General features: G+C 68.0%; 9 protein-coding genes. 5 read left to right on the top strand and 4 right to left on the bottom strand.

Translation table 11 applies throughout. The features are described from left to right. Window positions 1-316: 316 nt before the first annotated feature. Both ABZV06_RS17020 and ABZV06_RS17015 read right to left on the bottom strand, forming a co-directional pair. Entirely contained in the window at window positions 317-964 is a 648-nt protein-coding gene (locus tag ABZV06_RS17020) for a hypothetical protein (protein ID WP_355622377.1), read from the bottom strand. Window positions 965-1056: 92 nt separating this feature from the next. Further along, window positions 1057-2244: an LLM class flavin-dependent oxidoreductase gene (locus ABZV06_RS17015; RefSeq protein WP_355622374.1), complete on the bottom strand. Its 1188-nt coding sequence runs from the start codon at window positions 2242-2244 to the stop codon at window positions 1057-1059. Between the two features lie 155 nt (window positions 2245-2399). On the opposite strand from ABZV06_RS17015, the gene ABZV06_RS17010 reads away from it, so the two are divergent. Genes ABZV06_RS17010 through ABZV06_RS16990 form a run of 5 tightly spaced genes read left to right on the top strand, consistent with a single transcriptional unit; the run spans window position 2400 to window position 6962 of the window. Continuing rightward, on the top strand, window positions 2400-3380 hold the full coding sequence (locus tag ABZV06_RS17010; protein ID WP_355622371.1) for an aliphatic sulfonate ABC transporter substrate-binding protein: 981 nt from the start codon (window positions 2400-2402) through the stop codon (window positions 3378-3380). Next, window positions 3377-4210, top strand: a complete 834-nt coding sequence (locus ABZV06_RS17005; protein ID WP_355622368.1) for an ABC transporter permease subunit — start codon at window positions 3377-3379, stop codon at window positions 4208-4210. The genes ABZV06_RS17010 and ABZV06_RS17005 overlap by 4 nt, the downstream gene beginning before the upstream one ends. After that, window positions 4183-4914 carry an ABC transporter ATP-binding protein gene (locus tag ABZV06_RS17000; RefSeq protein WP_355622365.1) on the top strand — a complete coding sequence of 244 codons (732 nt, stop codon included), beginning with the start codon at window positions 4183-4185 and terminating at the stop codon, window positions 4912-4914. Before ABZV06_RS17005 ends, ABZV06_RS17000 begins: the two co-directional genes overlap by 28 nt. A 15-nt stretch (window positions 4915-4929) precedes the next feature. Then, a complete protein-coding gene (locus tag ABZV06_RS16995) occupies window positions 4930-6336 on the top strand; it encodes a selenium-binding family protein (RefSeq protein WP_355622362.1) in 1407 nt (468 codons plus the stop codon). Further along, window positions 6333-6962: a hypothetical protein gene (locus ABZV06_RS16990; RefSeq protein WP_355245177.1), complete on the top strand. Its 630-nt coding sequence runs from the start codon at window positions 6333-6335 to the stop codon at window positions 6960-6962. The genes ABZV06_RS16995 and ABZV06_RS16990 overlap by 4 nt, the downstream gene beginning before the upstream one ends. Window positions 6963-7052: 90 nt before the next feature. Here ABZV06_RS16990 and ABZV06_RS16985 read toward each other — a convergent pair whose 3' ends face one another. Both ABZV06_RS16985 and ABZV06_RS16980 read right to left on the bottom strand, forming a co-directional pair. Continuing rightward, window positions 7053-7904: an alpha/beta hydrolase gene (locus ABZV06_RS16985; protein WP_355245174.1), complete on the bottom strand. Its 852-nt coding sequence runs from the start codon at window positions 7902-7904 to the stop codon at window positions 7053-7055. Between the two features lie 159 nt (window positions 7905-8063). Continuing rightward, entirely contained in the window at window positions 8064-15878 is a 7815-nt protein-coding gene (locus ABZV06_RS16980) for a hypothetical protein (RefSeq protein ID WP_355622359.1), read from the bottom strand. Between the last annotated feature and the right edge of the window lie 117 nt (window positions 15879-15995).

The raw sequence follows: 15995 nt of genomic DNA, 5'->3' as shown, positions 1-15995 counted from the left end.
ATGCTCCGCCGCCTCGCCCGAGGCGAACCCGCCACCCGCCAACAACGCCTCACCTTCGACACACCCGACTGACAGCAATGTGAAACGCCCTCTAAGGCGCGGATGGCGTCGTATGTACCCGCTTTCAATTGAGCTGCGGCGCGGGACGCCGTTTAATAAAGCTGCACCGAGGCTTTCGAGTAAGCCCGGGCGCTTTACATGGTTGGCTCAATATGCCCGGTGTAGACCATCCACTCATGCCGCTGGTCGCGCGTGATGCACAGCCCAACCTGCATTGGGGGCACGTGCTTCGCCTCGGCGTTGTCGCCCGCTCGTCTCAGGACGGCCCGGCGGTCCAGGGCGCGTCCGGCCCGGTGCGGTGGGCGCTCTCGCCGGGACCGAGGTCGAGAACGTCGAGCAGCGTGAGGTCGTGTTCCACGGCGTGGTGGAGGTGACTGAGCTTGCCCGTCGCGGGGTCGGCGTCGCTCGTGCCGATGAGTTGCCAGAGTCCGTCGTCGGCGTCGTGGCTGACGTACAGGATCGGCTCTTTCTGGTCGAAGACCTCGCCGGTCTGGATGCTGCTGGTCCCCAGCAGCCAGTGTTCCATCCACCGCGCGCGCCGGTCACGCTCCATGACGAGGTCCACCAGCCACCAGATGAACGGCAGATCCTCGTGTGCGCGGGCCTCGGTCGCGGTGAGGTCGGGGCCGCCCTCGGGGACTCGCTCGAACGGCTCGTCGACGAGCGAGCAGGCGTAGCTGTTCTCCCTGTCGAAGATGACCGCGTGGAAGCTGGCGCCGCCGGGGTTTCCGGCCCCGATCCCCACCGTGAGCCGGGCGTGGTGGTGCTCGGAGTTGGTCGTCCAGCCGAACGCGTACGACGCGAGCTCACCGCGGGACCCGACGAACTCACCGAAAGCGCGCCGTTCCACACCCGAGCCGGCCTGCGTCTCGGTCAACCGGCCCTCGATCACCTTCGGATTCACGCGGCGAGACTACCGGCGCGGGCGGGATGCGCGTGGAGGCAGCGGCACGTCGTCGGGTGCGGGCGCGCCGGGCGCCCGCACCCACCGGTCGCTCAGCGGGCCGCGGCCGGCTGCGGTGCCGGACGAAGGGTCGCAGTCCCGGCGAAGGGGATGTCCGGGAGATCGGCTGAGTCCGGCTCGCCGTCGGGGTGCCGCCACAGTCCGCGCTCGCGCAGGATCGGCAACACACCCTCGCCGACCCAGTACGCCTCCTCCAGGTGGGGGTAGCCGGAGAGGATGAACTCGTCGATGCCGAGCGCGTGGTACTCGGCGATCCGGTCCGCGATCTCCCGGTGGCTGCCGACCAGGGCGGTGCCGGCTCCACCCCGGACGAGGCCGACGCCGGCCCACAGGTTGGGCGCGACCTCCAGGCTGTCGCGGGAGCCGCCGTGCAGGTCGAGCATCCGGCGTTGCCCCTCGGACTCGCTGCGACGCAGCCCGTCCTGCACCGCCTTGATGTCGGCCTCGGCGATGCCGTCGAGCAGCCGGCGGGCCTGCGCCCACGCCTCGTCGGCGGTGTCGCGGGCGATGACGTGCAGCCGGATGCCGAAGCGCAGTTCCCGACCGGCGGCGGCAGCCAGCGACCGGACCCGGTCGAGCTTCTCGGCGACCTGGGCCGGCGGCTCGCCCCAGGTGAGGTAGACGTCGCTGTGCCGCACCGCCACGGGCAGGGCGGCGGCGGACGAGCCACCGAAGTAGACCGCCGGCGGCGGATCGGGCAGCCGGTGCAGCCGCGCCTGCTCGACGCGCAGATGCGTGCCGGCGTGGTCGACGGTCTCGCCCCGCCACAGCGCGCGGACGACGTGCAGGAACTCGTCGGCTCGCGCGTACCGGGCGTCCTTGTCCAGGAAGTCGCCGTACGCCCGCTGCTCCGTCGACTCGCCGCCGGTCACCACGTTGAGCAGCAGTCGCCCCCGGGACAGCCGCTGGAAGGTGGAGGCCATCTGCGCGGCGAGGGTGGGTGAGGTCAGGCCGGGTCGGAACGCCACCAGGAACTTGAGGCGTTCGGTGACCTCGCTGAGCATCGCCGTGGTGAGCCAGGCGTCCTCGCACCACGCGCCGGTCGGGGTGAGCGCGCCGACGAAGCCCAGTTGCTCGGCGGTGCGGGCGATCTGCCCCAGGTAGGCCACGCTCGGCGGGCGGGCGCCACCGGCCGCTCCGGTGGGTACGCCGTGTCCACCGCCGACGACGTCCCGGCTGTCGCCGTTGGTGGGCAGGAACCAGTGGAAGGTGAGGGTCATCGCGGCTCTTTCCGTGTGTGCGTGGCGCTCCTGAGGGGTGGGACGAACCCGCCGACAGCCTACCCATAAAACCTATCGGGTTAGTAGGCTACCGCCCACGCCATCCCCCGCCGGTCGACGCGGCCCGGCCCACCTGCCCCGATCAAGGAGCCGTCATGCGTACCCCCTCCCCTGGTCATCCCCCGCGTCGCCGCCTGCGCACGGCGGCGTTCACCGCCCTCGTCCTGCTCGCCGCGGGCGGCGTGAGCGCGTGCGGCGAGTCCGCCGACGCCGGCGGCGGTGACGGCGGCAAACTGCGCGTCGGCTACCAGCGCTTCGGTGGGTTGAGCCTGGTCAAGGCGCGCGACGCGGCACCGGACGTCGAGTGGTCGCTGTTCGAGAGCGGGCCGGCGCTCACCGAGGCGCTCAAGGCCGGGTCGATCGACATCGGGCAGGTGGGCGAGGCCCCACCGGTCTTCGCCGCCGCCGGGAAGATCCCGTTCTCCATCGTCGGCACCTCGGCACCGATCCCGCAGGGCGAGGCCGTGCTCGTCAAGGCCGACAGCGGCTACCGCAGCTTCGCCGACCTCAAGGGCAGGACGGTCGCCCTCAACAAAGGCTCCAACGTGCACTGGCTGCTGGTACGGCTGCTGGAGGCGAACAAGATGACGCTGCGCGACATCAACGTCAAGTACCTCAAGCCGGCCGAGGGACGGCCCGCCTTCGACAGCGGGCAGGTCGACGCGTGGGTGATTTGGGACCCGTACTTCGCCCTGGCCGAGCAGCCCGGCGTACGGGTGCTCGCCGACGCGACCGGCCTGGCCAGCAACCGCGAGTACGTGCTGGCCGCCCCGGACGCGGTCACCGAGCGCACGGACGACGTACGGGCGTTCCTTCAGAAGTACCGCGAGACGACCGACTGGGGCATCGCCAACCCGCAGGAGCGGGCGCGCACGCTCGCGCCGGAGTTGAAGATCCCGGAGGACGTCACCAGCCGTGCCCTGGACCGCAGCGCCAAGCCGCTCGCCCCGGTCACCCCGGCCATCGGCGACGAACTCCAGGCGATCACCGACAGCTTCGTCGCGCTGGACCTGATCCCGGGGCCGGTCGACATCAGGAGCCGGGTGGACGACCGTTTCAGCGCGGTGTTCCAGTGAGTCGTACACCGCTGCTCGAGACGCCGCCGGACGTCGTGGCCGAAGCGGCCCCCGAAGCCCGCCGTCCACGGCCGTCCCGGCGGTGGTGGCGGCTGGTCAGCCCGGTCGCCCTGGTCCTGGGCTGGGAGCTGGCGGCCCGGACCGGCCTGCTGGCGCCGGAGAAGCTGCCCGCGCCGAGCGACGTCCTCGCGACCGGCTGGCGACTGTCCCGCGACGGCACGCTCGCCGTGCACCTGGTGGACTCCCTCACCCGGGCCGGCGCGGGCCTGCTCATCGGCGGCGTGCTGGCGCTCGTCCTGGGTACGGTGGCCGGGCTGTTGCGACTCGGCGACGACCTGGTCGACCCTCCGGTGCAGATGGCCCGCATGTTGCCGCACCTGGGCCTGGTGCCCCTGCTGATCATCTGGGTCGGCATCGGCGAGTCGCTGAAGATCAGCCTGGTCGCCCTGGGGGCGTTCTTCCCCGTCTACTTCAACACGTACGCCGGCATCCGGGACATCGACGAGCGGCTGGTGGAGGCCGCCCGGGTCTGCGGGCTCGGGCAGGCCGCCCGGCTGCGTCACGTGGTGCTGCCCGGCGCGCTGCCGTCGCTCTTCCTCGGCCTGCGCCTCGCGATCGGCGCGGCCTGGCTCAGCCTCGTCGTCGGCGAGCAGGTCAACGCCCAGACCGGCATCGGCTTCCTGATGATGGAGGCGCGGGAGTTCAGCCAGACCGACGTGGTGGTCCTCGGCCTGCTCGTCTACGCGCTGCTCGGGCTGATATCGGACCTTGCCCTGCGCGTTGCGGAGAGGAGGATGTTGACATGGCGACGCGGACTGCGAGCCACCTGACCGGCGCGGCCCCGGTGCTGACCGCCCACGCGATCCGCCGGTCCTTCGGGCCGACGGTCGTGCTGGCCGGGGTCGACCTGAGCATCGCGCGGGGCGAGGTCGTGGCCCTGCTCGGCGGCAGCGGCTCGGGCAAGAGCACCCTCCTGCGCATCCTCGCCGGCCTGGACGGCGAGGCCACCGGCGAGACCGTCGTGCACGGCACCGCCGCCGTGGTCTTCCAGGAGCACCGACTCCTGCCCTGGAAGCGGGTGGCGGCCAACGTCGGGCTCGGTCTGTCCGGCCCGGACACCGCCGGCCGGATCGAGCGCGCGCTGGCCGAGGTCGGGCTGGCCGAGCGACACCGGGCCTGGCCGGCCGAGCTGTCCGGTGGGCAGGCACAGCGGGTGGCCGTCGCGCGGGCGCTGGTCCGCGAACCGGACCTGCTGCTGCTCGACGAGCCGTTCGGCGCGCTCGACGCGCTCACCCGGCTGCGGATGCAGGTGCTGCTGCGCCGGCTACGCGCCGAGCACGGCTTCGCCGCCCTGCTCGTCACGCATGACGTGGAGGAGGCGCTGCTACTCGCCGACCGGATCCTGCTCCTCGATGACTGCCGCATCGCCGCGGACCTCCCCGTCGACCTACCACCCACCCGCACCCCGGACGACCCGGGCTTCGGCGCGCTGCGCCGTCTCCTGCTCGACCGACTCGGCGTTCCCACCACCTGAGGAAGCGGAGATGCGATGACCCGCTGGACACCCGACCCCACCTTCTACCCGTCACCCCGCGAGGCGGCGACCGCCCCGGCGGAGAAGCTCGCCTACGTGGCGGCCTTCGACCGTTCGGCCAGCCGCCCCGACGCCATCGTGGTGCTCGACACCGACCCGGACTCCCCCGACTACGGCCGGGTCGTCGGCTGGACCGACCTGCCGTACCTCGGTGACGAGCTGCACCACTTCGGCTGGAACGCGTGCAGCAGCGCGCTCTGCCCGACCGCCCCGCACCCGCACGTCGAGCGGCGCTACCTGATCGTGCCGGGTCTGCGCTCCTCGCGCATCCACGTCGTCGACACCCAGCCCGACCCGCGCCAGCCGCAGGTCGTCAAGGTGATCGGCCCGGAGGAGCTGGCCAAGCGGGCCGGCTACTCCCGCCCACACACCGTGCACTGTGGCCCGGACGGGATCTACCTGTCCGCGCTGGGCGGCGCGGACGGCGAGGAAGGCCCGGGTGGCGTCGCCATCCTCGACCACACCACCTTCGAGGTCCGCGGGGCGTGGGAGGCCGACCGGGGCCCGCAGTTCCTCGCCTACGACGTGTGGTGGCACCTCAACCAGGACGTGCTGGTCACCAGCGAGTGGGGCACCCCGTCGATGATCGAGGACGGCATCATCGGCGAACTGCTGCTGGGCCGCCGCTACGGTCACGCCATCCACTTCTGGGACCTCGCCAAGCGCCGGCACGTGCAGCGGGTCGACCTGGGCGATCAGTACCAGATGCCGCTGGAGCTGCGCCCGGCGCACGACCCGACGAAGTCGTACGGGTTCGTCGGGGTGGTGATCAGCGTCGAGGACCTGTCCGCCTCGGTCTGGCTGTGGCACCGCGACGGGGACGCCTGGGCGGTCACCAAGGTGATCGACATTCCGGCGGAGCCGGCCGACCCGGCGGACCTGCCCGACCTGCTCAAGCCGTTCGGGGCGGTACCACCGCTGGTGACCGACATCGACCTGTCCGTCGACGACCGCTTCCTGTACGTGTCCTGCTGGGGCACCGGCGAGCTGCGCCAGTACGACGTCAGCGACCCGCTGCACCCGGTGCAGACCGGCTCGGTGCACCTGGGCGGGATCGTCCGCCGCACCGCCCACCCGTCCGCCCCGGACGAGGCCCTGGCCGGCGGCCCGCAGATGGTGGAGGTCAGCCGGGACGGCCGACGCGTCTACGTCAGCAACTCGCTCTACGGCTCGTGGGACGACCAGTTCTACCCCGACGGGGTGGGCGCGTGGCTGGCCAAGCTCGACGTCGACGTGGAGGCCGGCGGGCTCACCCCCGACGAGCGGTTCTTCCCGCACGGGGACGAGTTCCGAGGGCTGCGCGTGCACCAGACCCGGTTGCAGGGCGGGGACGCGTCCTCCGACTCGTACTGCTTTCCGTGACCCTCGGGACCCTTGCCACGCTCGCGGCGCTCGGCGCGTTCCACGGCCTGAACCCGGCGATGGGCTGGCTGTTCGCGGTGGCCCGGGGCCTTCAGGAGCGCAGCCGGGCGGCGCTGCTGCGCGCCCTGCCGCCGATCGCGGCGGGGCATCTCGCGTCGGTGGCGATCGTCGCCGCCCTGGTCACCGCGACCAGGTCGGTGACGACGAGCACGGCCCTGGCGGTGGTCGGCGGCGTGCTGCTGGTCGGCTTCGGACTGTGGCGGCTGCTCTCCGAGCGGCACTTCCGCTGGGCGGGCATGCGCCTGTCGGCGGCACAGCTCGCCGGCTGGTCGTTCCTCATGTCGTCGGCGCACGGCGCGGGGTTGATGCTGCTGCCGGTGCTGGTGGCCGAGCCGGTGTCCGGGGGCCACTCCGGGCACCTGGCCGCCGCGCCGGTCGGTGCGCTGTCCGGGCTCGCGGCCGCCGGTGTACACACCGTGGCGATGCTCGGCACCGCACTGGTCATCGCGGTGCTGGTCTACGAGGTGCTCGGGGTGGGGGTGCTGCGCAAGGCCTGGTTCAACGTCGACCGACTCTGGGCCGGCGTGCTGGTGGCGGCGGGGCTGGTGACGCTGATCCGGGCGTGAACGACGCCGACACCCGGCCCCGGTGCGAACCGTGGGCCGGGTGCCGCAGCGCCGTTACGGCGCTGGCGTCCGATCGGCTACCGGGACGAGTCAGGCGCGGGCCTTCGCCGGCTGCTTCATGAAGTCCATGATCGCCTTGTTGACCTCGTCGGCGTGCGTCCACGGGATGCCGTGCGGCGCGCCCTTGAGCGTGATGAGCGTGCCGGTGGGCATCATCGGGCCGAGCCGCTGGCCGGTCACCGGGTAGGGCAGCACCCGGTCCTGGTCACCCTGCACGATCAACACCGGAATGTCGATCTTCGGCAGGTCCTGGCGGAAGTCCTCCTGCCAGGAGTCCACGCTGTCGTGGGTGGCCTTGCCGGAGGCCATCGCACCGATCTGCCAGTGCGCCCGGTAAGCCTCTTCGCTGACCCGCTTGCCCATGTTCTGGTCCGGGTTGAAGAACGCGTCGCAGAAGGACGTCAGGTAGGCGAAGCGGTCCTTGATGATGGCGTCCTGGAAGCCCTTGAAGAGGTTCCGGTCGACGCCCTCGGGGTTGTCGTTCGCCTTGGCCAGCATCGGTTGCAGCGGGCTGAGCACCACTGCCTTGCTCACGCGCTGGGAACCGTAGTTGCCCAGGTAGCGAATAACCTCGCCGGTGCCCATCGAGTGCCCCACCAGGGTCACGTCGTTGAGGTCCAGCTCGGTCATCAGCACGTCCAGGTCCGCGGCGAACGTGTTGTAGTCGTACCCGAACGCCGGCTGCGCCGAGTTGCCGTAACCGCGCCGATCGTAGGTGATCGTCCGGTATCCGGCGTCGAGCAGCGCCCTGGTCTCCTTCTCCCACGTTGCCCCGTTGAACGGGAAGCCGTGGATGAGCACCACGGGCTTACCGGAACCGTGGTCCTCGTAGTACAGGTCGATGGGTGCGGAGTTCTCCGTCCCCACGGTGATGAAAGGCATGTTTTTCTCCTGCTCCGGTTTGGGCTGTCGGACGCCTCGCGCTTTCCCGCCGGGTCACCGGATATGCCGTTGGCTGACTGCATGACAGCCGACCCCAGGTCACGACTCCTGGTGCCGCGAACCTCTGCCACCTACGCGGATGACCCGACCAGAGCGCCATCAGCATTCGAAGACGGCTGCGGTCAGGGCCGCCTTCTGTTGGTCGCCGTACTCCGAGAGCAGGGCAATCGCCCCGACCCACTGCTCTTTCTGCGGCAGGTCGAGTTTGTCCTTGTTGGCGAGTACGAAGGCCTCGGCTGCGCCGAAATCCGTTTTGATGTCCTGCAGAGCCTGCAGCATCGTCTTCGCGACGTCGGGCCCACCAACTCTGGTCACCATCGATTGCAGCTCGACCGTAGTGAGACCGCCGTCCAGCGGGCTGGTCGGGTTGAGTTTTCCAGCTCCTTCCAGACCGTTCACCGCCTCGATCAGCACTCTGGGTTGGTCGGCCGGCTCAGCGAGGGCGTAGTCGAAGACGATGTCGGCCTGCCCCTTCGCTTCGAACTCGAGCACGGGCGCGAAGACACTCAACTCAGGCTGGTTGGGCACTCGTTCGAGCATCTTCTCAACCTGGGCCAGGCTGGACGCTCGCCATTGAGCAGTCCATCGCTGCCGGTTCTCCCGAAGGACATCCCGCGCCTTCGTCAGGTTCGCTGCCCAGATCAAGTTAGCGAGCATGTCGTCGACCACAGCGACCGCTGGGGTCTTCCTAGCCTGCTCACCAGCGGTCCGCAGAACCTCCGGGGTGATGTTGTCCCATCGCCAGCCGCTCGTTCCGGCTGCCCGCCCAAACAGGCTCTGCCCTGCCAGCAAACGTGCGTTGCCGGCATCGGTTGCATGCTCCGGGGGCGACATCGTCCATTCGTTATCGAGTCGGAGCCCGGCCGCCGGGGCAGGGTGCAACACCACCGCACCATATTTGTTCGTCTGCTCGATCACCTGACTGAGCACCGAGGTCATGGTCGTCACCACGATGGGTAGCTGGCCACGTTGGGCGTACTGTTCGAGCAGATAGTTCAGGTCCGCGAGCGCGGACGGTAGCGCCTGGCGAGTCGGTTGGTTCAACAGAATTACCGGCTGCTGAACGGCAGCGGCGGCCGTGGCCAGATTGTTGATTAACGAGGAGTGGCGCTCGTCGCGAGCTGCCGGGATGACATGGACAAGCCCGTCACGAGTGTCGACGGTGGCAGGCAGCTTCAACGGCCACAGCGGCACGTGGGCGGTCTCCGCGGCACCAGCGGAATCTCCATGGCCGCCCAGGTCTTCGACAACGGCCGGTGCGGGCCGAGTCGAACGAACGATTGGAGTTGGCGTCGCCGTCGTGAAGAAGCGACGCGGGGAGGCCATGATCTCGTGCTTGAGATTGGTTGGCACCGGTAGCCGGATCACACCGTCGGGAATTTCGATGTACTGCGGGGACAGCCACCCGTAGGGATTGAGCTTGCCACCGGGGGGATTAGTGGGCTTGATCGCGGCGAGCCAGCGCACCCTGAACTCCAGGGTGGTGTACGAACCGCCGGTGGTCTTGACACCGCCGCTGGCGGCTTTCTTCTCCCGGGTGCCGGCACTCTCGTCGTGTCGACTAATGATGTCGGCTCCCTGCAACACCCCCATGGAGGCTGTCCCCGGCCCGTCGTAGTATTCGTAATTCGTCAGCGCGAAGTCTGGGTTGATCCAGGGCATGAACGCGTGACCGGCAGAGCTCGTCGTGGTGTGACTGTCGGTGACTGTGGTTGCCTGCATCGATTTGTCCATCACGTCATGGGTAATCCCGTGTTCCGTGACCTCAATGGGATCGACGTGCAACTCGAGGTCGGCGAAGTGGTGGTAGAACCGGTAGCGCGGGAGCAGTATCCGTTCCGTGATACCGGTGGTGAGGAGTTCGGGCAGGCGGTTGGCGAGGAACGCCGGATTGATGATGGCAAAGATCTGATCAGCGATGACGCTCTTCGGGTGGAACCATGACGAGCCAGGCGGTGCTGACCAGACGTAGTTCTGCCAGAGGCTGGCCACACCCTGGGCAGCCTTGACGATCAGGCCGGCGAATGGGCTTTCGACCTCCGGTAGGGGCAAGGGGGCTGTGACGGCCTCGGGCGTGGCGAGGTGAGTAACGTGATCGCGTATCGCGCCGATACCGAAGATCAGCCCCTCCCTGGCCCGAGCCAGTATGGTCGGGTCGACTTCCAGGCCGATACGCTGGTCGGCGAGGGATTGACCGGCCGGCAGGTCGAACGTCGGCGCTGTTACGGGCGCGACGGCCGCCGGGGCGGTCATCTCCGGTGCCACATCGGACACGGCCTGTTGCAGTAGTCGCGGGTCGAACTTCACCCGAGTTGTAACGACATAGTCGGGATTCGGCTGGCCTTGATCGTCATCCTGGGCGACCCACCACAGGTCCTCGGTCTGGAACGCACCGGAAGTCGCCGCGTCCGCCACTGCCGTCGGTGCCGTCTCGACCGTCACCTTCGCTGTCAATCGCAGGCGTACGTCGAACGTCGCCCCTCCAGCACTTCCCACATCGCGCAGACTCTCGGGTTCGATGCCGTTGTCGTTGGCCCACTGGACCAGGCCATCACCGGAGCGCCCGGTTTCCTGGATCAGGCCAGTGCTGAGTTCCTGATGCTCGGCTTGCGTCGTCGAGCGCTTGGTTATGCCGCGTAGGTCGCCGTGCAGGTTGACCAACATGCTGTTGGCACCATCCGGTTCGGTGACGAACCATCCCCGCATGTAATCGAGAATCGTCCGCGAATCGCGGGTCTCCGCCTCCCGCCTCGTCGTGTCACTGCCGGCCCGGTTTCCGAGCCGGTGCAGACTCGGTGCCACGCCCAGATATTCGCCGCCGATCGGGGATGCCTGAAGCATGACGGTGATGGTGCGGGTGCCGGGCAGTATTGGCAGTCCCCACGCGCGCAGGTACTCGGATACCGGCACCTCGATGCGGACGCCGCCGCCGAGCAACGTGTTCACCACCGCTCCGCCAGCGGCAGGGCCTCCAAGCTTGCCAATATCCTGACGTACGGCTTTGGCGACAAAATGGCCGTACCGCTGCTCAACCGACTGCACCACCTGGGTGAGGAACCCGCTCAGGACCGGTGGCTTCGCCACTGATCCACCCCCGAGTCCGTGCCGCAGCGTCGAGGGCAGGACGTAGGTGACTGTCTTGTCGTAGTGCAGTGCCATCTGAGGCGGCATCAGCCCCAGTTCGGTGGCGTCCAGCGCATCGAAGGCCGTTTGGCCGACGGCTGGCACGCTCACGGTGCGATTTCCCCCCGTGCCCGAGGGGAGCAAGAAGCTCGCGACCGCTTGGCCCCAGCTTCCGAACACACCAGCAGCGGTTCGCAGCGCCCGCTGTGCTGCCCCAGCCGGCGGGAGAGCCCACTTGGCGACCTTGCCGGCGACGTTACGTTCGACGCGTGTCTCGATCGACACCTCGACGTGGACGTTGACGGCAGCCAGCGCCATCCGACTGACGTTCATGTGCAGTCGCCCGGAACTGCCGGCGCTCTCCACCTCGGAGGCGACCGTCTTCTCCCGTCGCTGGGCAAGCTGGGGTTGATAGCTGTACTGGTCGATGTGGATGCCGCGCAGTTTTTTGTGGATGTTAAGAGGGAACCGCATTCGCAGCCCGCCCCAGAAACCCTTCGTGACCTGAAGTCCGGTGGAGTTGACTGCCGCCACGCCCATGTCGGAGTAGGTGCCGAAGGACAGTGGTAGGCCGTTCAACTGGAAGCCGTCAGCATCCTCGAACACCAGGCGCATGCCGATGGTGGCCTTGGTCTGCTCCTGGGATGCCCCCCGGGTTGCGCTGATCGGGCCATCGTAGATTTCCAGGGCGGCAGGGCCCCCTGCTTGGTCACCTACGGAATGCCACGGGAGCCACTCGTCGAGCCCAGCCCCGAGCAGTTGCTCGACCTTCAGGCGCAACTCCAGCGGGATAGGCCCATGCACCATCTCGGTCAGCGCCACGATTACCTGGCTGACAAGCGTGTCGGCAGTCAGGAAGAGCGGTGTGTCCGATGGCAGCGGCTTGTCCGCTGTCGGGCGGTAGCGCAACGGGGTGCCATCGTCCCCGGCGAACGAGGCCACCCCGGCGGCCTTGAGGCTGGGCAGGTCCAGGGAGTACGGAATGTTGGTCGACTGCCCGTCCTTCGCAACCGCCTTCAATGTCAGATCGGACGGAATCGACATGGTGTACGTGCCGGTCACGGGTCGCGCCCGATGGATCACGGGAAGCGCCGGCGTGACCGACCCTGGCCACGGCTGATCGTTGAGTGGCGTGGCCGTTCCGGGGCCTTCCAGTTGCATCAGGAAGACCACCGGTCCGGTGAACTGGGCTTCGTCGTCGACGCTGATGCCGTGCATACCCCAGGTGGCAAGGCCACTACTGACCTGTGTCGCCTTGCCGTACTTGCCTTGCACGATCGGTCGGATCTGCAACGACTTCAACACCTTGGTGCTGACGTGCACCAACGCCAGCATCGGCTGTAGGCCCGCCCAGATTCCCGGATCCTTGATCGACGTGGTGATGAGGTCCTGGTTACTGGTCTTGTTGGCGTCCGCCTCCGACAGGGGCAGCCAGCGGACGTACCGCGGATCCTCGAAGGTGACCGACTCATCGTCAGCCAACTGCCCTCGGCGGGCCATGATGCGGACCACGACCTGGTCGCCGCCGCGCCCGCTGATGCCCTTCCTGCTCAATGCGAATGCAACGCCCGCTGCTCCCTGAGCCCGCCGGATGAGGCTGGCCGCGCTGTCCTCATTGAGTTGATCGCGAACCCGGCGGGTGTTCTCCAATGCCATCCGAGCATCGGCGACGCTGCTCCACCGACCGGCGTAGTGGGTCGCGGCACCGTCCTCGTGAACCACCAAGCCTGGGTAGTGGGCACGAATCAACGCCAGCACCGCTTCCACCAACGGCTGCTGGCGCGGTCCGGCTGGGCTCTGGCCAGGTGAGTGGAGAGTCAGGTCCGCGATGCGAGTGACTGCGGAAAGCTGCTGCCCGGGACGCACCTGGAGAGAGAGGCTCTGAGAATCCACATCTCCCGCAAGCGTCGCCAGATCGGCCCACTGCTTGGCGTCCTCCCGCAGCACCCGTTGATGGAGGGCCTGAGCCAGCTGGCTCGGGCCTTTCAACTGGTTTGGCCGGTCGGACCGTTCGAGCCACACGTTGACATCGAAAGCAACGACCGCGGTCCGCTCACCGGTGAAGCGCACCCCGGACAGATCGGAAACATCGAGGCTGGGCCCAGACCTGATTCGCACCGCATCCAGCGTGGGCCAGGCGAAGAGGTATGGCTCCAACTTCGCGACGGACGGCAGCGCCGCGCCAGCTACCGGGAGGAGCTCGATGCCGAACGCCTGCAACAGGAGACCAGGCGGGATGTCGAAGCCGTCCGCAGCGACCTGTTCCGAGTTGTGCGAGATCGATGTCTGATCATCGATGTCCATCCACGTCGCGTCGTCGCTCTCGATGATCACACGTGGGTTGACAGGGACGAAGTGGATTGTGACGCTCGACGGGGCATGGCCCGCGATGTCACCGAAGACGATCTCGTAGCCCTTCGTCGCCGCCGCGAACGATCCGGCGACCATCATCTTCGGTTTCAGTCCCGCGAGCAGTCGTTTGTGCTCGGGGCTACCCGGCTTGGCGAGGTCCGCGACGTATTCCTCGACCATTTGACGGATTTCGGAAACCCCGGAGAATGTTTGAACCGCCGAATCTCTCGGCAACTTGATCGGTGCGTCGGCAGCCACCGTGGATGCTGCGTAGGTCGGGGCACCGTAGATCGGATGCTTCGCCTCGGAGAAGTCGGTCGCGGCCGCGTCGAGGGGTCGGGCGGTCTCCCGCGACACGAAGATTTTGACCGCGCCGGGTACCGCGGTCTGACGATCGACGTTCTGGTTCTGAACATTGTCGGGAGAGGTGACACGAATGTTCACCGTCGCGTCGAAAGCGAACAGGTACGAGATGTAGGAGGAATTCTTGATGGTGCGTTCCGACGAGAGGGCCAGACTGAGGGTATTGGCTTCCTCGTGCTCACTCCAGATGATCGTTGCTAGGCCGGCATACGCCTCGTTCATGGTGAAGCCCTTCTTCACCAATTCGGGCTTGTGCCCCAGGTACCAGGACAGGTTGGTGTTCGTGTCGAGGAAGTTCATGTGCCCGTGACCACGGCTGTGCCGTCCGGCGAGACTCGTCGTCTGCTTGCCGCGCATCTCCACGGCGTCGGAGACCTGCCGCCACCCGTTCTCCGTACGCCCCAGAGCGAGCGACACCGCGACAGAGTGGCCCTGGACCTCGAACGTCCATTCGTCACCGATCACGTCCGCCGCAGCCGTGAGCAGCGCTGCTCTCGTCACTACGCTACCGAGTTCAGCTGGCTTCAGCTCGATGCCGAATTGGTAGAACGCCGAGACGATCTCGGACTTGATCTTGGTGATGAGCGCGTCCGTGAAGTCGGCGGGCTGATCTTCAGCTCCCAGGCTCGCCCGCGAAAGACCGTCCGGAACCAGCCACAATGGTGGGGCGAACTTCTCGCGCGGCTCCCACGAGTCCGACGGGGAGGCGAGTTCCGTAACGGGAACGTCGCGACTCTCGACAGCCTTGCCGATTTCCACCAGCGTGTTGGTCAACATCCGTCTGGCTTCGTCGACCTCCGCGTCGAAGTCGGTCAGCACCCAGGGTGCGTGCTGCCCGCCATCCAAGGCGAACAGGGCGGCCTCAAGCCGACCAGTGGCATGCACGAGCTGCTGACGAGCCATGTTCCGCGTCCACACGATCCCCAGCGGCGAAGAACTGTGCTGCGTGCTCGCGTCCCGCTGGTCGGTGGGAAGGTGCGTCAACCTCTCATGTAGCTCACCCACCTGGGCAGCCAGAGCAGCGTGCCATTCGGGCCGCGCCGGCAGGCTGTCTGACCGTACCGACTGCGGGTGCACGCCGGAGGTGCTGTCGGCGAGGACTTGACGCCAGGAGAAGAAGCCGTGGCTCAGTTGCTCAACCGTGGTCCGCAAGCCCTCGAGGTCGGCGCCAGATGCTCGTCCGACGTTGCTGCGGGTCGCTTCGAGATGGGCCTTGAGGACCGCACGCGGCCCGACATCCTCCTGTCCGGTCGAACCGACTGGTATGAGCTGCAAGGAACCGAGCATCCCCGCGATGCTGCGGTCGAGTGCCCCCTTCAGCGGGTCCGTCGGCGGCTGCGGCAGATTGACTCGGGCGTCGATACCCGGGATGGTCACCGGCGGTGAGACGCGGAGCGTGATCGGGTGACGGGGCAGGGTCGCAGCGACGGTCCCAGTCGGGGCCTCGTGGAGCAGGGCGATACCGTCAGACGCCCGTACCGCGACGATGTCCTCGGTGACGCTATCGGTGGTGGCACGGATCCGGACGCCCTGGTGGGGCACCAAGGCGATGATTTCGTCTAGGAGCCCCCTGATTCCGCCCTCGACAGGTCGGAGTTGCTCTGCCGGCACTCCACTGAGATCAAGGTCGGCGAACCGGGCGCCGACAATCTGCTGCGGCAGGCCCACCTCGACCCGCGTACCGTTCCACCGCAGTTGACTCAGCATCGGCGCGCCGTCGCGGATTCGAGCTAAGACTTCGGTGTCGGTCGCGGCGTCGGGGTAGTCCGCGATCAGGTGGCGCTCCGGCAGGACGAGTACGTGATCAGCGGCGTCGGCAGCGACAGGACGAAACGCGGCGTCGATGGGCAACAGGAATCGATCACTGCTCCCGTCTGCCTGAGCTTTGCTCAGGCGGACCGGCAGCCGTAGCGTGTCGGCCAGGGTGATCGCCCCGGTGAGGTCCAGTTGGGCGCCAGCCGATGCCGACGAGCCTGCCAGCACCGTGCGCGCCTGCACGTCGAACGACTGTGTCTGTAGGAACCGCCCGGTCGCAGACACAACGGCCGGATCCGGGACCAAGTAGACCATGTTCACGCCGGGAACCGAGCTGGCAGACATGACCTCCGGCGGCACGTCCCGCTCCAGGCTGAGGTAAGAGCCAGAGGGCACCCACTTGTAAAAGTCCTCAGGACAGCCCAAATTCGATAAATC

The organism is Micromonospora sp. NPDC005172, assembly GCF_040608555.1.
Taxonomy (GTDB): domain Bacteria; phylum Actinomycetota; class Actinomycetes; order Mycobacteriales; family Micromonosporaceae; genus Micromonospora.
Note: the sequence above shows the minus strand (reverse complement) of the source record. Positions and strands in the feature narration are given on the sequence as shown.